Source organism: Lysobacter sp. Soil_C_15 (assembly GCF_057657315.1).
Genome location: NZ_JBDGIR010000002.1, coordinates 515744 through 538891, shown reverse-complemented (window position 1 = coordinate 538891; position 23148 = coordinate 515744). Strand labels below are relative to the sequence as shown.

At 71.1% G+C, this 23148-nt stretch carries 19 protein-coding genes and 1 pseudogene; 12 read left to right on the top strand and 8 right to left on the bottom strand.

The annotated features are described in order from the left end of the window. Nucleotides 1-171: 171 nt before the first annotated feature. From AC3A57_RS06395 to AC3A57_RS06380, 4 genes are all read left to right on the top strand, one after another. Nucleotides 172-348 carry a DUF6229 family protein gene (locus AC3A57_RS06395; RefSeq protein ID WP_487578119.1) on the top strand — a complete coding sequence of 59 codons (177 nt, stop codon included), beginning with the start codon at nucleotides 172-174 and terminating at the stop codon, nucleotides 346-348. Nucleotides 349-399: 51 nt separating this feature from the next. Further along, nucleotides 400-576: a DUF6229 family protein gene (locus AC3A57_RS06390; protein WP_221672332.1), complete on the top strand. Its 177-nt coding sequence runs from the start codon at nucleotides 400-402 to the stop codon at nucleotides 574-576. Between the two features lie 179 nt (nucleotides 577-755). Beyond that, nucleotides 756-3590 carry a type 2 lanthipeptide synthetase LanM family protein gene (locus tag AC3A57_RS06385; RefSeq protein ID WP_487578118.1) on the top strand — a complete coding sequence of 945 codons (2835 nt, stop codon included), beginning with the start codon at nucleotides 756-758 and terminating at the stop codon, nucleotides 3588-3590. 67 nt (nucleotides 3591-3657) lie between these two features. After that, nucleotides 3658-4872 carry a glycosyltransferase gene (locus AC3A57_RS06380; protein WP_487578117.1) on the top strand — a complete coding sequence of 405 codons (1215 nt, stop codon included), beginning with the start codon at nucleotides 3658-3660 and terminating at the stop codon, nucleotides 4870-4872. Nucleotides 4873-4889: 17 nt separating this feature from the next. Here the strand turns inward: AC3A57_RS06380 and AC3A57_RS06375 are convergent, their stop codons facing one another. Then, nucleotides 4890-6503: an MFS transporter gene (locus tag AC3A57_RS06375; RefSeq protein WP_487578116.1), complete on the bottom strand. Its 1614-nt coding sequence runs from the start codon at nucleotides 6501-6503 to the stop codon at nucleotides 4890-4892. Beyond that, nucleotides 6500-7486, bottom strand: a complete 987-nt coding sequence (locus AC3A57_RS06370; protein WP_487578115.1) for a quinone oxidoreductase family protein — start codon at nucleotides 7484-7486, stop codon at nucleotides 6500-6502. Before AC3A57_RS06370 ends, AC3A57_RS06375 begins: the two co-directional genes overlap by 4 nt. A 69-nt stretch (nucleotides 7487-7555) precedes the next feature. On the opposite strand from AC3A57_RS06370, the pseudogene soxR reads away from it, so the two are divergent. The 4 genes and pseudogenes from soxR to AC3A57_RS06350 all read left to right on the top strand — a co-directional run. Then, nucleotides 7556-7981, top strand: a pseudogene (gene soxR, locus AC3A57_RS06365) (redox-sensitive transcriptional activator SoxR); the annotation flags it as partial. A gap of 289 nt (nucleotides 7982-8270) precedes the next feature. Then, nucleotides 8271-8780 carry a DUF1993 domain-containing protein gene (locus tag AC3A57_RS06360; RefSeq protein ID WP_221672337.1) on the top strand — a complete coding sequence of 170 codons (510 nt, stop codon included), beginning with the start codon at nucleotides 8271-8273 and terminating at the stop codon, nucleotides 8778-8780. 701 nt (nucleotides 8781-9481) lie between these two features. Continuing rightward, the gene (locus AC3A57_RS06355; protein WP_487578114.1) at nucleotides 9482-9949 is read left to right on the top strand and encodes an Ig-like domain-containing protein; all 468 of its coding nucleotides are present in this window, start codon (nucleotides 9482-9484) and stop codon (nucleotides 9947-9949) included. Nucleotides 9950-10541: 592 nt separating this feature from the next. Next, nucleotides 10542-10832: a DUF6916 family protein gene (locus AC3A57_RS06350; protein ID WP_221672339.1), complete on the top strand. Its 291-nt coding sequence runs from the start codon at nucleotides 10542-10544 to the stop codon at nucleotides 10830-10832. Nucleotides 10833-10842: 10 nt separating this feature from the next. Here AC3A57_RS06350 and AC3A57_RS06345 read toward each other — a convergent pair whose 3' ends face one another. From AC3A57_RS06345 to AC3A57_RS06330, 4 genes are all read right to left on the bottom strand, one after another. After that, a complete protein-coding gene (locus AC3A57_RS06345) occupies nucleotides 10843-11415 on the bottom strand; it encodes an N-acetyltransferase family protein (RefSeq protein WP_487578113.1) in 573 nt (190 codons plus the stop codon). Nucleotides 11416-11420: 5 nt separating this feature from the next. Continuing rightward, entirely contained in the window at nucleotides 11421-11951 is a 531-nt protein-coding gene (locus tag AC3A57_RS06340; protein WP_487578112.1) for a phage tail protein, read from the bottom strand. 46 nt (nucleotides 11952-11997) lie between these two features. Further along, nucleotides 11998-12528: a phage tail protein gene (locus tag AC3A57_RS06335; protein WP_487578111.1), complete on the bottom strand. Its 531-nt coding sequence runs from the start codon at nucleotides 12526-12528 to the stop codon at nucleotides 11998-12000. A gap of 71 nt (nucleotides 12529-12599) precedes the next feature. Next, nucleotides 12600-13136: a phage tail protein gene (locus AC3A57_RS06330; RefSeq protein WP_487578110.1), complete on the bottom strand. Its 537-nt coding sequence runs from the start codon at nucleotides 13134-13136 to the stop codon at nucleotides 12600-12602. 463 nt (nucleotides 13137-13599) lie between these two features. Between AC3A57_RS06330 and AC3A57_RS06325 the strand changes: the two genes are divergently transcribed. Continuing rightward, complete coding sequence (locus AC3A57_RS06325; RefSeq protein ID WP_487578109.1) at nucleotides 13600-18495, top strand: putative Ig domain-containing protein; 4896 nt, start codon at nucleotides 13600-13602, stop codon at nucleotides 18493-18495. Nucleotides 18496-18604: 109 nt separating this feature from the next. Next, nucleotides 18605-19273, top strand: a complete 669-nt coding sequence (locus tag AC3A57_RS06320) for an HD domain-containing protein (RefSeq protein WP_487578108.1) — start codon at nucleotides 18605-18607, stop codon at nucleotides 19271-19273. A gap of 158 nt (nucleotides 19274-19431) precedes the next feature. Here the strand turns inward: AC3A57_RS06320 and AC3A57_RS06315 are convergent, their stop codons facing one another. Continuing rightward, the gene (locus AC3A57_RS06315; protein WP_221672344.1) at nucleotides 19432-19743 is read right to left on the bottom strand and encodes an HPF/RaiA family ribosome-associated protein; all 312 of its coding nucleotides are present in this window, start codon (nucleotides 19741-19743) and stop codon (nucleotides 19432-19434) included. Nucleotides 19744-20030: 287 nt separating this feature from the next. On the opposite strand from AC3A57_RS06315, the gene AC3A57_RS06310 reads away from it, so the two are divergent. Both AC3A57_RS06310 and AC3A57_RS06305 read left to right on the top strand, forming a co-directional pair. Next, the gene (locus AC3A57_RS06310; RefSeq protein WP_487578107.1) at nucleotides 20031-20771 is read left to right on the top strand and encodes a sulfurtransferase; all 741 of its coding nucleotides are present in this window, start codon (nucleotides 20031-20033) and stop codon (nucleotides 20769-20771) included. 190 nt (nucleotides 20772-20961) lie between these two features. Further along, on the top strand, nucleotides 20962-21591 hold the full coding sequence (locus AC3A57_RS06305; RefSeq protein WP_487578106.1) for a hypothetical protein: 630 nt from the start codon (nucleotides 20962-20964) through the stop codon (nucleotides 21589-21591). A gap of 249 nt (nucleotides 21592-21840) precedes the next feature. Here AC3A57_RS06305 and AC3A57_RS06300 read toward each other — a convergent pair whose 3' ends face one another. Beyond that, nucleotides 21841-23097 carry a TIGR03862 family flavoprotein gene (locus tag AC3A57_RS06300; RefSeq protein WP_487578105.1) on the bottom strand — a complete coding sequence of 419 codons (1257 nt, stop codon included), beginning with the start codon at nucleotides 23095-23097 and terminating at the stop codon, nucleotides 21841-21843. Nucleotides 23098-23148: the final 51 nt, after the last annotated feature.

Below are 23148 nucleotides of genomic sequence, written 5' to 3'. Positions count from 1 at the left end.
CGTGTCGGCGCGGAGTTGCCAGGGGACGGTGTCCGACGCCGATGAGGCTCGCTCCGCCGTCCGCAACGACTCCGTGCACGTACGCCGTCAACGATCGGAATCGGCCCGCTTCCCGGGATCCCGGCGCGGGCCGCCACCGATTCCAATCATGTATTGAACAAGGAGAGGTTTATGCAGATCGAAGACATCGTTTCGGGCTGGCTCAACGGTTCGGAAGACATGAACCCGGCGGGTCCGCTGTACATCGAAGGCGTCGCCGCGACCGAGGCCGCGCTGACCGACACCGCTTTGCCGCTGCTGACCCGTTGCAGCAGCTGCAGCGCTTCCGGCGGCGGTCAGTGCTGCTGACCGCGCTGGCGAATCCGCGCTAAGACGTCTGTTACCGACAAGGAGAGGTTCATGCAGATCGAAGACATCGTTTCGGGTTGGTTGAACGGTTCGGAATCGGAAAACCCGGCCGGCCCGCTGTACGTCGAAGGCATCGCCGCGACCGAAGCCGCGCTGACCGACACCGCTTTGCCGTTGCTGACCCGTTGCAGCAGCTGCAGCGCTTCCGGCGGCGGCTACTGCTGCTGAGCAGACGCTAGCCAGCGCTTGCCCGCTCCCGGCTCGCGCCGGGAGCGGGTTCGATCCACCGGGCCGGCGACGCCGCCCATTCCCGTTCCGCCGCAGGCCGCGCCGATGCCGCTCCCGCGAATGCGACCGGCGCGCGCCGAGCCTGCGGTTCCGTCGATTCCGCAGGATGCACCGACACGATGAGCGAACCCAGCAGCGGCGAGTCGTTCCTCCCGATCATCGAAACCTTCACCGCCGCGCATCGCGCCCGACTGGACACGACCCTGGCCGCGCTGGCGCCGCAGCTGGACTGCGACGAGATCGCGCTGCTGCAGCGGGTCGGCGCGCAGACCCTCAACGATAACGCGCGGCTCAAGCTCAGCCGCACCCTGCTGCTGGAACTGCATGCCGCGCGCCTGGGCGGACAGTTGCCGGCGCAGGACGAGGTCGAGCAATTCCAGCAGTTCATCGCCCTGGCGCTGCAGCCGCCGTTCGACCCGCATCTGCGCCAGCGCTATCCCGCGCTGCACGAGCGCCTGCAGCGCAGCCTGGAACTGCAGCGCTTGGCGTTGGAAGCGCTGGCGGCGCGCATCGCCAGCGATCGCGAGCGCCTGGGCGAACTGCTCGGCCACGCGCCGGGCCGCCTGCTGGCGGTGCAACCGGGCGAGGGCGACCGCCACGCCGGCGGCCAGACCGTGGTGCGGCTGGGCTTCGAAGGCGGGCGGATCATGTACAAGCCGCGTTCGCTGCGCATCGATCTGGCCCTGGACGCGTTCCTCGCCCAGGTGTTCGGCGACGACCCCGATCGGATCCGGGTGCCGTATGCGCTGGATTGCGGCGACTATGGCTGGACCGGCTACGTCGACCACCGCTACTGCGACGGCGACGCCGAACTGGGCACGTTCTATCGCAACCTCGGCCACTGGCTGGCGGCGATGCAGTTGCTCGGCGGCACCGACCTGCACCAGGAAAACCTGATCGCCGCCGGCCCGGTGCCGGTCGCGATCGACGTCGAAAGCCTGTTCGCGATCGAAGTCGACACTCCGCCGTCGCCGCGCGGCCGCGCCTTCGATCTGGCCTCCGAGCTGATCCGCACCTCGGTGCTGCGCACCGGCATCGTGCCGTTCCGCGCCCCGGTGCTGGGCTTCGGCGGCGTCGACATCTCCGCGGCCGGCGCGCTGCCGGGCGAGCAGCCGCAGATCCGCATGCCGAGCATCGCCGACGAGGGCACCGCGCGCGCGCGGCTGCAGATCGTCAGCGCCGACTTCGGCCAGTCGCAGAACCATCCCAGCCCCAACCCCGAGGTGAGCCGGTTCTGGGACCGGATCAGCGAGGGCTTCGTTGCGGCCACCGCGCGCCTGCGCGCGCTCGACGCCGAGGGCGCGCTGGAGCCGCTGCTGCGCGGGTTCCTCGGCTGCCCGGCGCGCGACATCCGCCGGCCGACCCAGGCTTATGTCGAAATCATGCGCATGCTCTGGCACCCGGCCTCGTTGCACGACGAGCCCAAGGCGATCGAGCGCGCCCGCGACATCCTGCGCCGCAACGCCGTCGCGCTGCCGATCGCGCCGTCGTCGGCGCACGAAATCGACGGCGAGATCGATGACATGCGGGTCGGCGACGTGCCGATCTTCGTCGCCCCGCTGGACCCGGCGCGGATCGAGGAAACCCTGCAGCGTTGGCGGCGGATGCGGGTCGAGCTGGAAGAGCTGACCATCCGCAGCGCCCTGGTCACGGTCGATCTGAACCAGCGACTGGGCAAGAACGAGCGCGTGCGCGCCGAGATCGTCGCCCGCCATCCGCACGCCGAGCGGCTCGACCAGCGCCGGCGCGCGGCCGCGGCGCAGGCGGTGGGGCAATTGCTGCGCCTGGCGGTGTACGGCGACGACGGCAGCGTGACCTGGATCAGCCCGGTGCTCGGCGATACCGGCTGGGTGACCCGGCCGCTGCAGGCCGATCTGTACACCGGCCTGGGCGGCGTGGCGCTGAGCTTGGCCGGCTATCTGCACGAATGCCGCGCCGGCCGCGCCGACCCGGTCGACGGCCTGGAGCCGGCGCTGGAGGGCACGTTGCACGCATTGCGCACGATCGAGCAGGCCGATGCGCCGAGCACGGTCGGCGGCATGATCGGCTACGGCGGGCAGATCTGGACCTGGGTGAGCTTGCACGACCTGTTGCGACGGCCGCAGATGCTGGAGTGGGCGATCGAGCGCGCCCGGGCGCTGGAGGCGGCCGGCTTCGAGGCCGACCGCTACCTGGACCTGCTCGAAGGCGCCAGCGGCGCGATCGTGCCCTTGCTGCAACTGGCCGACGCCAGCGGCGATCCGCGCTGGCGCGAACTGGCCGCGCGCGCGGCGCGGTTCATGGAGTCTCAGGCGATCGTCGACGAGCGCGGCGCGTGCTGGCCGTCGACGATCTTCGACGCGCCGATCGGCGGCTACGCGCACGGCGCCAGCGGCATCGGCTGGGCGCTGAGCCGGATCGGCCACAGCGCCGCCGGCAGCGCCGAGGACCGCGCGCGCTGGCTGAGCCTGGCCGAGCGCGCGTTCGCCTTCGAAGAGGGCCTGTACGACGACCGCGCCGGCTGCTGGCGCGACGCGCGCATCGCCGACGAGGAGCAGTTCCTGCACAACTGGTGTCACGGCAGCGTCGGCATCGGCCTGGCCGCCTGCGACCTGTACCAGCTCACCGGCGATGCCCGCCACCTGCGCGACTTGCGCCGCGCCGCGCACGCCGCGCGCGGCTTCGGCTGGGGCGTCAGCCACACCTTGTGCCACGGCGACCTGGCCTTGTGGGAGTTGCTGGCGCGGGCCGCGCGGCTGGACCCGGACGGCGGCTGGGGCGACCCGGCCGAACACACGATGCAGATCGTGTCGGCGATCGAGGAGCACCACGGCGCGGTCGGCAGCCGCGCCCGCGATGCCTTCACCCCGGGCCTGATGACCGGCGTGGCCGGCGCGGTGCACGCGCTCAACCGCATGCACCCGGACTGCCCTCTGGTCACGCCGCTGGTGTTCGAGCGGCGGGCAGGGCGCTGACGCTCCGGCGGCGGGCCGCGCGGCCCGCCGCCACGATTCAGTCATGGGCGAGGGCTAGGCTGGCCGGATGAACATCCTGATGCTGTCGGACGTCTACTTCCCGCGGGTCAACGGGGTGTCGACCTCGATCCGCACCTTCGCCCAGTCGCTGGCGAGGATGGGGCATTCGGTGACGGTGGTGGCGCCGGACTACGGCCCCGACAGCGGCCAGGAGCAGCACGATAGCGACGAGTTCGAGATCGTCCGGCTGGCCTCGCGGGTGATCTTCTTCGATCCCGAAGACCGGTTGATCCGCGCGCCGGAGCTGCGCCGGATCCTGCCTGCGCTGGCGGCGCGGCATTGGGACGTGATCCACGTCCATACCCCGTTCCGCGCCCACCGCCTGGGCGTGCGCCTGGCCGAGTTGAGCGGCCGGCCGACGGTGGAGACCTACCACACCTATTTCGAGGAATACATCGGCCACTATCTGCCGTGGGCGCCGGCGCCTTGGCTGCGCTTCGTCGCGCGGCGGCTGTCGCGCATGCTCTGCCATGGCGTCGACCACCTGATCGTGCCCTCGGCGCAGATGGCGCAAGTGCTGCGGCGCTACGGCGTGGGCACGCCGGCGACGGTGCTGCCGACCGGCATCGACCTGAGCGAGTTCGCGCGCGGCGACGGCGCGCGTTTCCGCATCGCCCACGACATCGCCCAGGACCGCCCGACCCTGGTCACGGTGAGCCGGCTGGCGGTGGAGAAGAACATCGCTTTCCTGTTGCAGGTGGCGCGACGGCTGGTGACGGAGTTTCCGCGGCTGATGTTCATCATCGCCGGCGAGGGCCCGGACGCGCCGCGGCTCAAGCGCCTGGCGCACGAGTACGGCCTGGACGCCAACGTGCGGTTCTTCGGCAACCTGGACCGGCGCACGACCCTGCTCGACGCCTACAAGGCCGGCGACGCCTTCGTGTTCGCCTCGCCGACCGAGACCCAGGGCCTGGTGCTGATCGAAGCCATGGCGCTGGGCGTGCCGATCGTCTCGACCGCAGTGATGGGCACGGCCACGGTGTTGCGCGATGCGCGCAGCGCCCTGATCAGCGAAGAGGACGTCGACGACTTCGCCGCCCATGTGACCCGGTTGCTGCGCTCGCCGGAACTGCGCGCGCGGCTGGCCCAGGCCGGGCCGCAGGATGCGCGCGCCTGGAGCACGGAAGGACTGATGGAGCAGGTGGTGGCGCTGTACCAGCGCCTGGCCCAGGCGCGCCCGGCCGTGCGGCGCAACGCCCAGGCCGCTGCGCAACAGGGGTAGCAGCGGGGTCGGCCGTGCTAGCGGGGAGCGGTGGCCATCCGCACCCGCGACGCCAGGCACAAGCCGAGCAAGGCCTGCGCCGCGGCGATCCCGAAGCCGCACAGGTAGGCCAGCAGATGCGAGCGGGTCAGCAACGCAGCGAACAGCGAGCCGCCGATCGCCAACGCGGTGGCGGTGAAGATCGCATCGCCCAGGTGCAGGGCGGAGGAACTCTCGCCCTGGCGTTCCGGCGGCGACAGTTCCAGCATCAGCACCGACAAGGTCGGATACATCAGGCCCATGCCGAAGCCGGCCGCGATCCAGCCGGCGACGCCCAGCGCCAGCGGCGTCGCGGTCCAGGTCAACGCAGCGATCGCGAGCACGCCCAGGCCGAGCAGGGCCATGCCGGCGTGCAGGAAACGCGTGGCCGCGGCGCTGGCCGGGGCGCGGCCGCGGATCCAGGAGCCGCTCGACCAGCCGATCGCGCCCAGGGTCAGCACCAGCCCGGCCCAGGTCGGCGACAAGCCGCGCTCCTGCGCCAGCAGCAGCGGGATATAGGCTTCGCTGAGGAAGAACGCGCCGGCGGCGAGGCCGCGCAGCGCGACCACGGTCGGCAGCCCGCGTGCGGCGCGCAAGGCGCCGGCCGGCAACAGCCGCGAGGCGGCCGCGACCAGGGCCGCGACCGCGATCAAGATCCACAGCCAGGCGCCGGCATCGCGCAACTGACCGCCGTAATGCAGGCCGAGCAGGCTGGCGGTGGCCAGCAACGCCCACAGCAGGCGCGCGCGCTGCGGCCGCGCGACGGCGGCCGCGCTCGGCCCGAGGCCGCGCAGGGCCGGCAACACCAGCCACGCCGCCAGCGCCGCGGCCAGCGGCACCGACAAGAACACCCAGCGCCAGCCGATGTGTTCGACGATCGCGCCGCTGATCGCCGGGCCGACGATCGCCGGCACCACCCAGGCCGCGGCGAAGGCGGCGAAGATGCGCGCATGCAGGCGCGACGGGTACACCCGGCCGACCACCACGTACAGGGCCACCGAGATCAACCCGCCGCCGAAGCCCTGGACCACGCGCCCGGCGATCAACCACGCCATCGACGGCGCCGCGCCGGCCAGCAGCAGGCCGAGCGCGAACCAGACGATGCCCTGGCGCAGCGGCGCGGCCGGGCCGCGCGCGTCGGCCCAGGGGCCGGCGGCGACCATGCCGACCACGCTCGCGGCGAGGGTGCCGGCGAAGGCCAGCGCATACAGCGAGAGGCCGTCGAGCGCGCGGGCCACGGTCGGCATCGCGGTGGTCACCGCCAGCGCTTCGAAACCGACCAAGGCGACCAAGGCCACAGCGCCCGCGGTCAGCGCGCGATAGGCCGGCTGGAACAGACCCGATACGGACGGACCCGATACGGACGGGCCCGATGCGGACGGGCCCGATGCGGACGGGCCCGATGCGGACGGACCCGGCGCATCCAGGCCGTGCTCGGGAGGAGCCGCGGCGACGGCCGACCCGGCCCGCTGGGCCAGTTCCGCTTCGCCGGGGACCGTTGCCGCGGCCCCTCCCGACCATGGCCGCGCGGACTGCGGCGGCGGTTCGTATCCGGCCGGCGCGTTCGAGGCGTCGCCGAGCGCGGCGCCGGCGATGGATTCGTCCTGGCTCATGCGAACGACTCCGACGGCGCGGTCTGGTAGACCATCAGCACTACCTTGCCGCGCGCCGGCTCGCGTTCGGCCGCGCGATGCGCTTCGGCGGCGCGGGCCAGCGGAAACATCTCGCGCACCCGCACCAGCAGGCCGTGGCGCAGATGGGCGCCGACCAGTTCGATCAGGCCGGCCCGGCTGCGCTCGCTGGCGCACGGCGTGCGCGCACGCTGGCGGGGCCGGTGCGTCGCGTCGTGCAGGCCGACCACGCGCGGCGGCGCCGCATCCGGACTGGCCCAGGCCGGCGAGGCCGCGGCGCCTAGCGCGTCGAACACCGCATCGACGCCGTCGGGCGCCAAGGCGCGCAACTGTGCCGGCGCAGTCTCGTCCTCGTCGATCGCCGTCGCGCCCAGCGAGCGCAGATAATCGTGATCGGCCGGCGCGGCGCTGCCGATCACCCGCACGCCCCAGGCGCGGGCCAACTGCACGGCGACGCTGCCGATGCCGCCAGCGGCGCCGCGGACCAGCAGGGTTTCGCCCGCCTGCAGATCCAGCGCGCGCAATGCGGCCAACGCGGTCTGGCCGGTCGAGGCCAGCGCGCCGGCGACCGCCCAGGACATGCTCGGCGGCTTGTGCACCACCTGTTCGGCCGGCACGGTCAGCACCTCGGCATAGCTCATCGCCGCCGCCCAGCCCAGCACTTCATCGCCGGGCTTCAGGCCTTCGACGCCTTCGCCGACCTGGTCGACTACGCCGGCGAATTCGTTGCCGAGCCGGCGCGCAAACGCCCCGGGCACTGCGGCGTGGCCGGCGCGCAGGGCGATGTCGCGCGGGCGCACGCCGGCCGCGCGGACCCGGATCCGCACCTCGCCGGCGCCGGCCTGCGGCATCGGCAGGTCGATCGCGCGCAACACTTCGGCGCCGCCATGGCGCTCGTAGACCACCGCCTTGACCTGCGGCGGTGCGGCGGAGGAGGCGATATCGCGGCGTTCGGCGGCGCTCATGGCTTGACCCGGTTCGGAACTGCGGCGCAGCATAGAACCTCAATCAAAGTTGAGGTCAAGCGCATGAGCATGGCGATGGAACTCTCGGTGGGGCAGGTCGCCGAGCGCTCCGGCGTGGCGGTGTCGGCCTTGCATTTCTACGAGGCCAAGGGACTGATCCACAGCTTGCGCACCGCCGGCAACCAGCGGCGCTACAGCCGCGACACCTTGCGCCGCATCGCGCTGATCCGGGTCGCGCAGCGGGTCGGCATGCCCCTGGCGACGATACGCGAGGCCCTGGACACGCTGCCGGACGCGCGCGTGCCGACCCGCGCCGACTGGGCACGGTTGTCGGCGGCGTGGAAAGACGAACTGGAGCAGCGCATCGCCCACCTGAGCCTGATGCGCGACACCCTGGACCAGTGCATCGGCTGCGGCTGCCTGTCGCTGGACCGGTGCAGGCTGGCCAATCCGGGCGACAGTTGGGGCGACCAGGGCTCCGGCGCGCAGCGCTGGGCGGCGGCGCTGGCCCAGCCGCGGCGGCGCGGCACGGCCGCCGCCAAGAAACGCACGACCGGCAAGAGCGCGACCTCCAGGATGGACTGTTCCAAGCCCGTCCGCGTCGGATCGGAATGACAGGCGCCGTTGCGTCGGCCGGCGGCATTGCGCAGCCTCGGCCGCCGCTCGCCCGGGCGAGCGGCTTCCGGCACGGCGTCGGCCGGTTTCGGGCGAACATCGCGGCCGACCGTCACCGCGCGCCGCCGCGGCGGCGTACCATGCGCGCTTTCCCACCACGGTCTTCGCCATGACGATTTCGATGTATTCCGCTTCGGTGCCGGTGCTCCGGCAGATGCTCGGCAGCCTGTCGACGATCCTGCAGCGCGCGCAGGAGCATGCCGGCGAACGCGGCATCGATCCGGACGCCTATCTGCAGGCGCGGCTGTTTCCGGACATGTTCCCGCTGCTGCGCCAGGTCCAGATCGCCTGCGATTTCGCCAAGGGCGTGAGCGCGCGCCTGGCCGATGTCGAAGTGCCGTCCTACCCGGACGACGAGCGCGATTTCGCCGAACTGCAGGCGCGCATCGCCAAGACCCTGGCCTTCATCGACGGCCTGGAACCGGCGCTGTTCGAAGGCGCCGAAGACCGCGACGTGGTGCTGCGTCCCGGTACGCCGAAGGAGCGCCGTTTCGGCGGACAGGATTACCTGGTGCGTTACGGCCTGCCGCAGTTCTTCTTCCACGTCACCACCGCTTACGCGATCCTGCGCCACAACGGCCTGGCGATCGGCAAGCGCGACTACATGGGCGAGCACTAAGCGCTTTTTCACCCGGCCGGCGTTTCGATGCCGGCGGTACGGTTCTTGGTTCGACCCCGGCGTTCGACCGGATGAGCGCAGGTTGCTGCGCGGGCGGTGCGCGATCGCGGTTAGCGTTTCGGCGAACGGCCCGTCTGCCGTGCGCCCTCATTCCAGCCCTGCGCCCTCGCCCCAACCCTGCGCCCTCACCCCAACCCTGCGCCCTCACCCCAGCCCCTCTCCCGCAAGCGGGAGAGGGGCTGGTCACGACACCCGATAGCCGATATTTCGCGCCTCTCCCGCCAGCAGCAGAGGCGTCATCGCAGGATCCCGCAGCCGCTGCCTCGCTCCCTCTCCCGTCTGCGCGAGAGGCCCGGGTGAGGGCGGTCGCCGGATCGCCGTTCTGCCCGGTCTGGCCAACGCCGCCGCTGCGTCTCAAGCGCTGATCCCACCCTCGCGCACGCTGCCGATCCGGTCGGCGCATCGGCTCGCGCGGCAGGCATCGAAGCGCGGATTTTTCGACTCCGGTCGCGCCCCGTCTCGGCCTCTGCGACGCCCTCCTGCGATCATGCTTTCCCGTTGGCGACAGGACGTCGCAGCGGGTCCGGAAGCGGCAGGGAAAGCGATCGAGGAACGGTCGCGCAGTCGATCGGCGCAGGGATGCGCTGTCCGGAACGTGCCGTGGAAGTCGGCAATCCCGTTCTCAACCAGAAGGAGTTGGCATGTTGTCCAAGAGTATCAAGGGGCCCGTCGTGTTGTGCCTGAGCCTGTTCGCGGTCGGCATCGCCGGTGGCGCCCCGAACCCCATGCTGTCGTCGTTGGCGATGTCGGCCGCGTCCTTCGCCGGCGCCGCCGCAGCGGTCGAACGCGGCGTGAGCGATCTGGATCGCTACCGGCCGCTCGCCGCCGCCGACCTGGTCACCAACAGCGTCGACGGCGCCGCCGCCACGGTCGCCCTGCGCGGTTCGATCGGCGATGGCTCGCAGTTGCAATACAGCATCGTCGAAGCGCCCAGTCACGGCGTGGTGCGGCTGCAGGACGGCCGCGCGACCTATACGCCCGATCCGGGTTTCGAAGGCGTCGACACCTACGTCTACCGCGTGCACAGCGGGCAGGCCAGCGCCGATGCGGTGGTCGCGGTGACCGCGATCGGCGGCAACGCCATGCCGCGCGCCGTGGCGGCCTTGTAGCTTCGCGCATCCGCTCCGGCGCGCTCGCGCCGGGGCCGCCGGTACCCCTCGGAAAGGGGTAGGGGAACGGTCGCAGGCGCAAGGCGCGGCGACCGACCGCGCGAACCGGCCCGGGTGCGCACGATGCGCGCCGCGGGTCCGCCGCTCGCCGTGTCGTGGCGGCGAGGGCAGGGACCGCAGCGCCGAGGGCGCGCCGCCGGTTCGCGCCATCCCCGGGGTCGGCCGGTCCGCGGCGCCCGTCGGCTTTGCCGGACGGACGCCGCGGCCGGCGCGGCACCGCGTCGCGCCGCCCCGCCTGGGCGCGGCGAGGACATGAGTTGGAAACTTTCATCTCCGTCAGTGATGAAAGCAGGGACGGGCAGGGACGCCCGGCCATCGGCGGCTCCGGCCGTCGCCGTTGCGGACTGGGACCGCGGCGGCGACGGTCGGGGCCGGCGATCGCGGGTGGCGCACGCTCCCGGCTCAATGTGCCGGGTGGGACGTGTGCGCTGCGCCCGCGAAGGATCCTGCCGTCGGTCGCGAATCCGCACCCGGGGCTTGCATCGCGCGCCGCCTGCGGTGACGATGCGGCCTCGGCTTGGGGAGGCCTGCGATGGAACTGTTGACGCTGGAACATTTCGCTACGCACGTGAACGAGACCTACTCGGCGCAACTCAACGACGGCGAAGTCCCGTTCGTACTGGTCGAAGCGCGCGCGCTCAGCACCCGGCCGCAACAGGCGATGCGCATGCCGTTCTCGCTGCTGTTCCGCAACGGCTCTTCGTTCCTGTTTCCGCAGCAGACCTATCTGATGCGCCACGATTCGATCGGCGAAATCGGCATCTTCCTGGTGCCGGTCGCGCGCGAGCGCGAAGGCTTCCTGTATCAGGCGATCTTCAACTGAGGCCGTCGCCTCAGGCCGGCGCGGCCGGTTCGCGCGCGCGCCAGCGCATCGCGGCGTGGGTCGGCAGGTTTTCTTCGTGTTCGAAGCCCAGCCGTTGATACAGGCGCCGCGCCGCGTCGTTGCCGTGCTCGACATGCAGGCGCAGTCCGCGTCCCGATGCGGCGGCGTCGGCCTGCGCGGCCGCGATCAGCGCCGCGCCCAGGCCCTGGCCGCGCTCGTTAGCGTCCAGTCCGATATCGACCAGCAGGTGCTCCGGCGCGCGGCGCAGCAGGTATAGCCGCCCGATCGGCGCCGCGTCGCGTTCGACGATCAGGAACTGCGCGTCGGCGTAGTAGCGGGCGTAATGCTGGTGCTGCATGGCGAATTGCTGGTCCAGGAACGCCTCCAGCGCCGCCGCCGGCCAGCCCAGCGGCGCGAATTCCGCGGCGCGCCGCTGGCGGTAGTGCCGGCGCAGCCAGGCCATGTCGTCGTCGCGGGCCGCGCGCAAGGTTACGCCCTGTTCGCACAGGCCGGCGGCCAGACGCAGGCACGGGCCGCCGCGATGCGGCGGCGGAAACGACAGCGTCGGCGACGGCCCGTGCATCGCGATCAACCGAACGAGGGGAACACGCCCTGCAGGGCGATGCAGAAGTTCATCGCCAGGTAGGGCTGGCGGTTCTCGTGCGGCTGGCCGCCGCCGGCGGGTTGGATCACCGTCGGCGAAAACGGTGCGTTGGCCGTGCCGGGAATCGCGAAGGCGCTGGCGCTGGGCGATCCCAAGGCGTTTCCGACGCTGGGTGACGCGGCCTTCTTCGATGCCGTCGGCTGGTTGTATACCTGCACCGTGTGAACGTGAGCGGGCATCTGCGCGCTGGTCAAGGTGACCGAGTCGCTGCCGAATACTTCGCCGATCGTGCGGTCGGTCAGGCCGGGCCCCTGACCTTGATTGCAGGCCGCGCGGTTGGCGAAGTTCGGCAGCTGAAAGGTAGTCTGGCCGTTGCCGCCGTACTGCGTTCCGAGCAGGGCGAACAGCGCGGTGTTCTGCTGGATCGCCAGGGTGGCGCCGTTGCAGAACGCCCAGCCGCGCGGGGCGAAATTGAAACCGAATTGCTGAATCTGGCCGATGAAAGGTTCGGTCATGTCGTACTCCTGATGGCGTGCGCGCCCGCGTGCGGGCCGGCGCTGCTCAATTCTGTTGCGGGAAGATGCCGGCCCAGGCGATGCAGTACTGCACCGTCAGCGTGGGCATGAGATTGTCGTGCGGCTGGCTGCCGCCGGCGCCGCCGAGGGTGGCTGGATTCATCGAGAACGGCGCCGCGCCGCTGATATCGGTGACGTACATGGCGTCGCCGTTCAATCCGCCCAACTCGAGCGTGGCGGCCGGGGTCACTGCGCTAGCCGTCAGCGTCGTGGCCAGCATGGTGTGCGTGTGGCTCGGCATCTGCTGCGCGATCAGGGTGACGCTCTCGCTGCCGGCGGCCTGGCCGATGACGTAGTTGCTCAGTCCAGGGCCTTGTCCCCAATGCAGCGGCACCTGGCCGCGCAGGTCCGGCACGGCGAAGGTGGACACGCCGTCGCCGCCATAGATGGTGCCGATCAGCGCGAACAGGGTTTCGTATTGCGATATGGGTTGCAGGCTGCCATCGCAGGCAAACCAGCCGTTGGGGACGCGACTGAAGCCGAACAGACGGATTTCGCCGACATAGGGCTCGCTCATGATCAATGCTCCGAAATCTAGTTACTGGAATAGTGGGCCGCTTCGGGCGGCCGAATGATGTCGGGCGAGCCTTAGTTGCGCGACGGGTAGATGCCGACCAGCGCGATGCAATAGGTGATCACGCGGTACGGCTGCAGGTTCGGATGCGGCGAGGTGCCGCCTATCGGGCCGACCGTGGTCGGCGACAACGGCACCTGGGTCTGGCCGGTCGTGGCGTAGAGCGGGGTCGCGGCAGCGGTGGTGCCGTAGAAATTGTTGGTCGGATTGCGGCTGGTCGCCGCGACGTTGCTGCCGGCCATGGCATGGGTGTGGGCCGGCAGTTGTGTGGTCAGCAGAGTCACGTTCTCGACTCCGCCGGTTTCCCCCAGTTGGTACGGCGACGGGTTCCAGGACGGATCGACCGAATTGCCGAAACCCACCGGCGTGCGGCTGCGCAGGTCGGGCAGGGCGAAATTGGTCTGCCCGTTGCCGCCGTAGGTGGTGCCCAGCAGCGAGAACAGGGCCTGGTTCTGGGCGATCGCCAGAAGCTGGCCGTTGCAAAGAGCGAAGCCCCTTGGGGCGAAATTGAACCCGACGGCGATGATTTGTCCCAAATATACTTCTGTCATCTCTTCCCCCAGAGAAGGTCGTCCGGCCCCCGTGCGGGCCTTGGATTGCGTACCGTTACCACGGTCGCACAACCCGTCCCGCGCACGGCGGAGCGGGCCGGCCCGACCGGTTCCGGCATGGCGCTGACGCGCCATGACATGGCTTAACGGCAAATCGCGGCGAATGCGGCCGGATTCCGGACCGAATTGCGTATCAGGTCATGAAAGACGGGCATCGGACGGTTTCGATGCGCCGTCCAGCCCGGATCGATCACGCACAAGGTCGCCGACCCTCGCCAGGGGGCGATGTCAGGGGATGGCCACTATGCAGCAGTCAACGCGTCAAGCCGGCGTCTGTGACGTCAAGCGTTCAAGTGTGTCGATCAGGAACCGTGCGCTACGGTTTGGTTGGCTTGTGGCAGCTGCTTTGGCCATGCTCTGGTCCAGTACCGCGAGTGCGGCGCCGTCGGTCATCTGTCCGGTCATGACCCTGTCGGTCGCCAATGGCGGTACTGGCGTCCTGAACGCCGATCATTGCGACGGCGGCCCGTTTCCGACCGGGTTCGGCATCGGCATCGTCACCACCCATCCCGCGCATGGCTCGGCTTCGACCGATCAGTCGACCGACCTGGTCACCTACACCCACAACGGCGATTCGGCGCTCAGCGACAGCTTCGTTTTCGAAGACGGCGTTGGCGGCGACGTCACCGTCAACGTCACCATCGCTCCGGGCACCAGCCCGATCACGGTCAGTCCAGCGACGATCACTCCGGTGCTCGCGGTTGCTTACAACCAGGCCATGAGCGCCACCGGAGGCGTTGCGCCATATACCTACACCCTGACCACTGGCAGTTTGCCCAACGGGCTTAACTTCAGCGCCGGCACCTTCAGCGGCACGGTCATACAACGCGGCAACTTCGCCGTCGCGATCACCGTCACCGACTCGACCACGCCGACGCCGATCACCACGGTCAAGTCGTATTCGATCTCGATCCCGAACACCCAGCCGGTGATCGGTCCCGATCCGTTGCCGGCGATGACCCGCAACCTGGCGTATTCGGCGAATCTGACCAGCAGCGGGGGCTATGCGCCGTATACCTACGCCCTCGAAGTAGGCAGCGCCATGCCGCCGGGCCTGAGCCTGAGCAGTACCGGCGCCATCAGCGGCACGCCGACCACGGCCGGCAACTTCAGCTTCACGGTCAAGTCCACCGATAGCAGCGAACCGGGGCCGGGCGCCACGTCGGTCGCCTTCGGCATCAAGACCTACAACGTCACCGTCGCGTTGGAACCGACCATCGTCGTCAACCCGGCCACCCTGCCCAACGCCACCGCCGCGGTCGCTTACAGCCAGACCATTACCGCCAGCGGCGGCACCGCGCCGTACAGCTTCGCGGTCACCGCCGGCGCGCTGCCGGCAGGCCTCACCCTGTCTTCGACCGGCAGCCTCAGCGGCACGCCGAGCGCGGTCGGCACTTTCAATTTCACCGTCAGCGCCACCGACGCCAACAGCTTCGTCGGCAGCCGCGCCTACAGCCTGGTGGTGGCGCCGCCGAACATCAACGTCGACCCGCCGACCCTGCCCGCGGCCACGGTCGGGGTGGCCTACAGCCAGACCCTGAGCGCCAGCGGCGGCAACGGCAGCTACACCTTCTCGGCCCCGCCGGGCGCGTTGCCGCCGGGCCTGAGCATCAGCGCCGGCGGGGTCCTGTCGGGTACGCCGACCGCGGGCGGATCGTTCAACTTCATGATCATCGCCGCCGACCAGAGCACCGGCGCCGGCGCGCCGTACACCGGCTCGCGCGCTTACATCTTCACCGTCAATCCGGCGACGGTGACCCTGCCGGCGACCACCTTGGCCAACGGCACGGTGGCTTCGGCCTACAGCGCCACCCTCAACCCCGCCAGCGGCGGTACCTCGCCCTATACCTATGCCTTGACCGCCGGCGCGCTGCCGCCCGGCCTGACCCTGTCGGCCAGCACCGGCACCCTCGGCGGCACGCCGACCGCGCCTGGCACCTTCAATTTCGCCGTCGTCGCCACCGACTCCAGCACCGGCTCGGGGCCGTACAACTCGGCGCCGCGCGGTTACTCGCTGCAGATCGTCGACATCGCGCCGGTCGCCAACCCGGTCTCGGCCTCCGTCGCCTACAACGCCGGCGCCACTCCGATCACCTTGTCGATCACCGGCGGCACGCCGGCCTCGGTCGCGATCGGCAGCGCACCGGCGCACGGCACCGCGATCGCCAGCGCCACCTCGATCACCTACCAGCCGACCGCCGGCTACTACGGCGCGGACAGCTTCACCTACACCGCGACCAACGGCGCCGGCACCTCGGCGCCGGCGACGGTCACGATCACCGTCGCTCCGCCGGCGATCGCGGTCACCCCGTCCGGCCCGTTGAACGCCCAGGTCGGCGCCAGCTACAGCGTCAGCTTCACCTGGAGCGGCGGCGCCGCGCCTTACGCCAGCTACAGCGCCAGCGGACTGCCCGCAGGCTTGAGCCTGACGGCCACCGGCAGCGACAGCCTCACCGTCAGCGGTACGCCGACCCAGGCCGGCAGCTTCACCGTCAACGTCCAGGCCACCGACAGCAGCACCGGCGATGGGCCGTCGACGAAGTCGGAATCGTTCGCCCTCACGGTCGGCGCGCCGACGCTGAGCATGACTCCGGCCGCCGGCACGATACCGATGCCGTACGGCGTCGCCACCACGGTGAACTTCAGCGCCAGCGGCGGCACCCCGACCTACTCGTTCTCGCTGACCGCCGGCGCGCTGCCGGTCGGGGTCAGCCTGTCCTCGGCCGGCGTGCTCAGCGGTACGCCGACGGTACCGGGCCTGTACACGCTGAGCGTTCGCGCCACCGACTCCAGCACCGGCACCGGCGCGCCGTTCCAGATCACCCAGAACTACGTGATCCAGGTCGGCGCCCCGACCATCACCATCGACCCGCCGAGCCTGCCCGACGGCACCGCCGGCACCGCCTACAGCGCCAGCTTCAGCGCCAGCGGCGGCGTCGCGCCGTACAGCTACTCGCTGCTCGCCGGTTCGCTGCCGATCGGCATGAGCTTCGGCTCGGCCGGGGCGCTGTCCGGCGTCCCGCGCAGCGACGGCAATTTCAGCATCACCGTGCGCGCCACCGACGCCAACGGCCAGAACGCGGCGGTCGTGCGGACCTTCCGCATCGATCCGGCGACGGTGGTGATTTCGCCGACGACCCTGCCGAACGGGGTGGTCGGCACCGCCTACAGCCAGAGCCTGAGCAGCAGCGGCGGCATCGCGCCGTACACCTACTCGATCGTGTCTGGCGCGCTGCCGGCCGGAATCGCGTTCTCCTCGGCCGGCACGCTCAGCGGCACGCCGGTGCTGGCCGGCAGCTACAGCTTCACCGTCCGCTCCACCGACGATGCCGGCTACAACAGCACCGTCGCTTACACCATCGTCGTCGCCGACGCGGTGCCGGTCGCGGTCGACGACAGCGCCAGCACCCTGGCCAACAGCCCGGTGACCGTCGATGTGGTCGCCAACGATACCGGCATCATCAGCTCGGTCGCGATCGCCACCCTTCCCAGCCACGGCGCCGCCACGGTCAGCGGCACCAGCGTGGTCTACACGCCGGCCGCCGACTACTTCGGCAGCGACAGCTTCACCTACACCGCGAGCGGCCCGGGCGGCACCTCGGCGCCGGCGACCGTGACCGTTACGGTCGCGGCGCTGCCGGTGCCGGTCGGCCAGCCGCAGACCGCGACCACCCTGTCGACCACGGCGGTGACCATCGATGCGGCGACCGGAGCGACCGGCAGTCCGTTCACCGGCGTGACCCTGCTGGCGCCGCCGAGCTCGGGCACGGCGACGGTCGACGGCACCCGCATCACCTACACCCCGGCCGCGGACACGGCCGGCGCGATCGTCCTGAACTACACGCTCAACAACGCCTTCGGCCCGTCGGCGCCGATCGCCTCGACCATCACCGTCAACGCGGTGCCGGTGGCGGTGTCGCGGCGGGTGCGCACGGTCGCCGGCGCGGCGGTCGTGGTCGAGCTGACCACCGGCGCGCGCGGCGGCCCGTTCACCGCGGCTACCCTGGTCTCGCTGACCCCGGCCAGTTCGGGCACGGCGACGATCGTCGGCTCCGGCGGCGGCTTCCAACTGCGCTATACGCCGGTGATCGGCTACGCCGGCGTGGCCGTGGCCAGCTTCACGATCAGCAATGCGCACGCGACCTCGACGGTGGCGACGATCGAAATAGAGGTTGCGCCGCGCAGCGATCCGTCCAAGGACGCCGAAGTGCTCGGCCTGCTCGGCGCGCAGACCTCGGCGGCGCGGCGTTTCGCCAATTCGCAGATCGGCAACTTCCAGCAGCGCATGCAGGGGCTGCACGAAGGCGGCGAGAACGGGGCGCGTTTCGACAACGGGCTGAGCTTCTCGATCGACTCGCGTTGCCGCGACGAAGCGCGCCGCACCCCGGGCAGCGATTGCCGTCAGGCCTTGCTCGGCGACGACGCCGCGGCGATGCAGGAACCGGCTCCGGTGGCCGGCAGCGGCAGCCGTTACGGGGTGTGGACCGGCGGCACCATCAACAGCGGCAACCGCGACGGCCGCAGCGGCTCGGCCGGCTTCGACTTCGAGACCAGCGGCATCAGCGCCGGCGCCGACGTGCGCCTCAGCGATGCCTTCGCCCTCGGCGGCGGCGTCGGCTACGGCCGCGACGACACCGACGTCGGCCAGCGCGGCAGCCGCAGCGAGGCCGAGAGCTACAGCCTGGTCGGCTATGCCAGCTACCACCCGGGCAAGACCTTCTACCTCGACGGCCTGCTCGGCTATCAGTGGCTGTCGTTCGACACCCGTCGCTACGTCACCGACACCGGCGGCATGGTGCGCGGCTCGCGCGACGGCAAGCAGTGGTTCGGTTCGGTCTCGGCCGGCTTCGAGCACCAGCGCGACCGCCTGCGGGTGACCCCGTACGCGCGCCTGGACATCGCCCGCGCTCGCCTGGACGGCTACACCGAGCATGGCGACCCGTTGTACGCGCTGCACTATCGCGATCAGGACGTCGACACCACCACCACCAGCCTGGGCCTGCGCATCGACTACCGCTACGACATGAGCTGGGGCCGGCTGTCGCCGCGGATGCTGTTGGAATACCAGCACGACTTCGAGGACGACAGCATCGCGACGATGAGCTACGCCTACATGCTCGGCGGGCCGTTCTACCGCGCGCGCATTCTCGGCCTGGACCGCAACCGCTACGTATTCGGTCTCGGTGCGGTGCTGCAGGGCGAACGCGACTGGGCGCTGCGCTTCGAGTACCGCGGCCTGTTCGGCAGCGGCAACGACGACGATCACAGCTTGCTGATCAATTTCGAGAAGAGGTACTGAGGCGCCGGCGGGCGCGGCCACGGCCGCGCCCGCCGCCACGGACCGGGACGGCCCACGGCGGCCGCCGAAGTGCCAAGATGGGGCCCCGCGCCACTGCGTCCCCGCCGCGATGTCCGAATCTTCTCCGCCCTCCGCCGAACGCGAGCCCGCACGCCTGTCCGACGCGGCCCTGGCGCAGTTGCCCCTGCAATTGCCCGAGGAACTGCGCGCCGCGCTGGAAGCCGCCTATGCGGCGCCGCCGCGCGCCTACCACAACCTCGGCCATGTAGCCGAAGTGCTGGGCCATTACGCCGACGTCGCCGCCGGTCCCGGCTGGCGCCAGCCGGTCGAGGTCGCGCTGGCGGTGCTGTACCACGACGCGATCTACCACGCCGGCCGGCGCGACAACGAGGCGCGTTCGGCGCTGTTGGCGCGCGAGCATATCGCGCGCTGGTTGCCGCATGCCGGCATCGATGCCGACCGCGTCGCCGGACTGATCGAGCTGACCGCGCGCCACGGCGCGATCGCGCGCGAGGATGTGGACGAGGAGACCCGGCTGTTCCTGGACGGCGACATGGCCATCCTCGGCGCCGCGACCGCGCAGTTCGACGCTTACGATCGCGGGATCGCCTCGGAATACCGCGGCCACGTGCCGGGGCCGCTGTTCAGGCTCAACCGCAGGCGCTTCCTCAAGGGCCTGCTCAAGCGCGAGCGGATCTTCCTCAGCGACTACTACCATGCCCGCTACGATGCGGCGGCGCGCAACAACCTGCGCCGTGCCGTCACCACCAAACGTTGAGATCGCCGCAGCGGAGCGCGCGCCGGTCGGCGCACAAGAAAGGCGCGCCCGCAGGACGGGCGCGCCCGGAGGGGCGACCGGTTCGCGGTCGCCGGGGCCGCAGCGCCCGGCAAGGGCCGGCCGGGGCGGGCGGAACGTGACGGGCAGGGAGGCGGCGCTTACGCCCTCAGGCGGCCCAGCGAGCCGTCCAACACGCGCTGCAGCTTGCGCGCCGCGCCGCTGATCGCCGCGCGCATGGTGTCTGCATCCTCGGTCGCGGCCACCGGCGGCCGGCCTTCGAGGCGGGCTTCGATGGTGCAGTGCTTGTCGCCGCCGCCGGACTTGGCGCCGTTGACGTCGCGCAGATGCACTTCGACCCGGGTGACCTGGTCGCGGTAGCGACCCAGGCTGTGATCGACCACGCCTTCGACGTGTTGGGCGAGCGACTCGTCGCCGCGCAGGTGATGGTCGGTGTTGAGCTGAACCTTCATGCAGACGCCTCCTTTGGCGCAGTGAGAGGGCGAAGCCGCCGCCCCTGCGGCGGCCTCTCGCACGGTCCGCGCATTCGCGTTGCGGCCATGCCCTAAGTCCGACCGGGGATGCCGCGGAAGGTTCTCGCGGCGTTCAGCTTCGGCCCAGGCGGAACATGCGAACCTCGCGGATCGGCTGCGCGGGCCTGAGCCCGATTCGGCAAAGACGGCCGCAAGGGCCGGGCGCCCGGGCTGGTCGTCCGGGCTGGTCGTCCGGGTTGAAGCGGCGCCCAAGGTAGAATGCGCCGATGATCGTCAATATCGCCGCCTACCATTTCGTCGCCATCGCCGATCCGCCGGCATTGGCCGCGCGTCTGCGCGAGCGGGCGCAGGCGCTGCAGTTGCGCGGCACCGCCCTGGTCGCGGAAGAGGGCATCAACCTGTTCCTGGCCGGCACGGCCGAGGCGATCGAAGACTTGCTGGCCGAGCTGCGCGCCGATCCGCGCTTCGCCGATCTGATCGTCAAGTACAGCCGCAGCCGCAGCGCGCCGTTCGCCCGGCTCAAGGTCAAGCTCAAGCGCGAGATCATCGCCTTCCGCCGCGACGGCGCCTCGCCGCTGCAAGAGCGCGCTCCGGCGGTGTCGCCGCAGACCCTGGCGCGCTGGCTCGACGCCGGTCGCGACGACGCCGGCCGGCCAGTGGTGTTGCTGGACACGCGCAATCGCGAAGAGATCGCTTACGGCAGTTTCGCCGATGCCTTGACCCTGCCGATCGACAACTTCACCGACCTGCCCGAAGCGCTGGCGCCGCACCGTGCCGCGCTCGCCGACGCCACCGTGGTCAGCTTCTGCACCGGCGGCATCCGCTGCGAGAAGGCGGCGCTGTGGCTGCGCGCCGACGGCATGGACAATCTGCTCCAGCTCGACGGCGGCATCCTCGGCTATTTCGAGCAGGTCGGCGGCCGCCACTACGACGGCGGCTGCTTCGTGTTCGACGAGCGGGTCGCCTTGGATCCGCAACTGCGGCCGCTGCAGGACGCCGCGGGCTGAGCGTTTCGACGGATTTCGCGACTTTTACCGTTTCTTACAAACTATTAACCCGGCCACGCCGGGCGAACGGTTAGTCTGCGCGTTCGTGTCGCGCCTGCGCCTTCGCGCCGGCCTCCCCCGACGACGCGCCGCGAGCGGGCGGCCTGCGCAACGGCAGGCGCCCGCGCTTGCATCAGAACGAGGATTTTCGATGAACCGACGCTCGCTTTCCGCCCTGTCCGCGCTCGCGCTCGCCGTCGCGGCGCTCGCCGCGTGCAGCCAGGGCGCGCCGGTCAATACCGCCGCCCCGCAGGAAACCACCGCGCCGCCGCCGCCGGCACCGCAATCGGTGCCCGATCCGGCCGCCGACCCGGGCACACGCGCCTCGCCGCCGGTGCTGACTCCGGTCGCGCTGGGCACGTTCGAACCGGGCAATCCGCTGGCCGCGGCGATGACCGGCAAGCTGACCATCGACGATCTCGAGCTCAAGGGCGAGAACGGCGCGCTGTACAAGACCGAACGCGTCGCCCTGGTGCGCGGCGGCGACCAATACGCCGCCGGCGAAACCTATGGCGCGGTCATGCAGGTCGAGGCCAGCCAGGCGATCGAGCTGCGTCGGGTGATCGAGCAGACGCCGCCGGAAAAGGCCCCGGCCAATGCCTATTGCGGCACCACTCCGACCGGTTTCATCGCCCTGGCCAAGGTCAGCGAGGCTGGCGGCGACGTGATCAAGCTGATCGCGCTGCAGGGCAGCGACCTGCCGGCGGCGACGTCGCAGGGCGTGGGCCTGTGCGCATCGATGTTCTACATGGGCAAGGCGCAGGAGAAGGCCGCGGGTTGAGCGGCGCTGCGTAGAGGTGTCGAGCTCCGGGCGAGCGGGCTTGGGCCGTTGCGCTTGGGTACGTCGCTTTGGCTGTCGCCGCTTATGACCGAAGGAAATCCCCGTGGGACGCCGCTGCTGCAGGGGCGGCTCTTGTAGGAGCGGCGTAAGCCGCGACCAACCCAAGCGGTTTGATACCGCGCCGGCAACCGAAGCCCGGTCGTGCGGCCATGCGATCGGCCTGCGAGGAGATCCCGCGCGACGCCGCTCCTACGGCGATCGCGCCGCCAGCAAGCGGCGCGCGGCGGCGTCGCCGGCGATCAGGCCGCTGGCGAAGCAGGCGGTCAGCAGGTAGCCGCCGGTCGGCGCTTCCCAATCGAGCATTTCGCCGGCGCAATACACCGCGTCGGCTAGTCCTTGCAGCCGCAGTTGCGCGTCCATCGCCTCCAGGCGCACCCCGCCGGCGCTGCTGATCGCCTCGGCGATCGGGCGCGCGCCGCGCAGGCGCAGCGGCAGGCGCTTGATCGTGCGCGCGACCGTGGCCGCGTCGTCCAGGCCGTGCTTGCCGAGGATCTCGAACACCAGCGCGGCCTTGACCCCGTCCAGACCGGTCTGCCGGCGCAGGTGCTCGCCGACGCTGCGGCCGCGCCGCGGTTGGGCGAAATCGCGTTGCAGTCGTTCCAGCTCGCGCCCCGGAGCGAGGTCCAGCTCCAGCACGCTGTCGCCGTGCGCCGCGATGGCCTCGCGCAGCCGCGCCGACAGCGCATAGATCAGGCTGCCCTCGATGCCGCCGGCGGTGACCACGCATTCGCCTTGCAGCGCCTGTTCGCCGTCGGCGTCGCGCCAGTGCGCGACCACCGGCTTGAGCGGCGCGCCGGCATGGCGCGAGGCGAAGTGCTCGCTCCAGCCGATGTCGAAGCCGCAATTGGACGGCAGCAGCGAGGCGACGTCGATCCCGCGCTCGCGCAGCGGCGCCACCCAGGCGCCGTCCGAGCCCAGTTCCGGCCAACTGCCGCCGCCGAGCGCGAGCACGCTGGCGGCCGCGCGCGCATGCACCTCGCCCCCGGGCGTGTCGAAGCGCAACGCGCCGTCTTCGGCCCAGCCGGTCCAGCGGTGCTGGACATGGAAGCGCACGCCGTCTTCGCGCAGCCGGCGCACCCAGCCGCGCAGCAAGGGCGCGGCCTTGCGGTCGAGCGGAAACACCCGCCCCGAGCTGCCGACGTAGGTATCGACGCCGAAGCCGTGCGCCCACTCGCGCAACGCGTCGGCGTCGAAGCGGTCGAGCCAGCGGCCGACGGCTTCGGCGCGCGCGCCGTAGCGGCGGTCGAACGCCGGCCGCGGCTCGCCGTGAGTGAGGTTGAGCCCGCCCTTGCCGGCGATCAGGAACTTGCGCCCGACCGAGCCCTTGGCCTCGAACAGGTCGACCTCGACCCCGAGCGCGCGCGCGGTCTGCGCCGCCATCAGGCCGGCGGGCCCGCCGCCGACGATGGCCAGGCCGGGCAGGGTAGGGGAGGAAACGGCGGGCATGCGGCGGCAGCGGTGCGGGGGCCGGATAGTATGCCGCGCCGGCGATCCGCC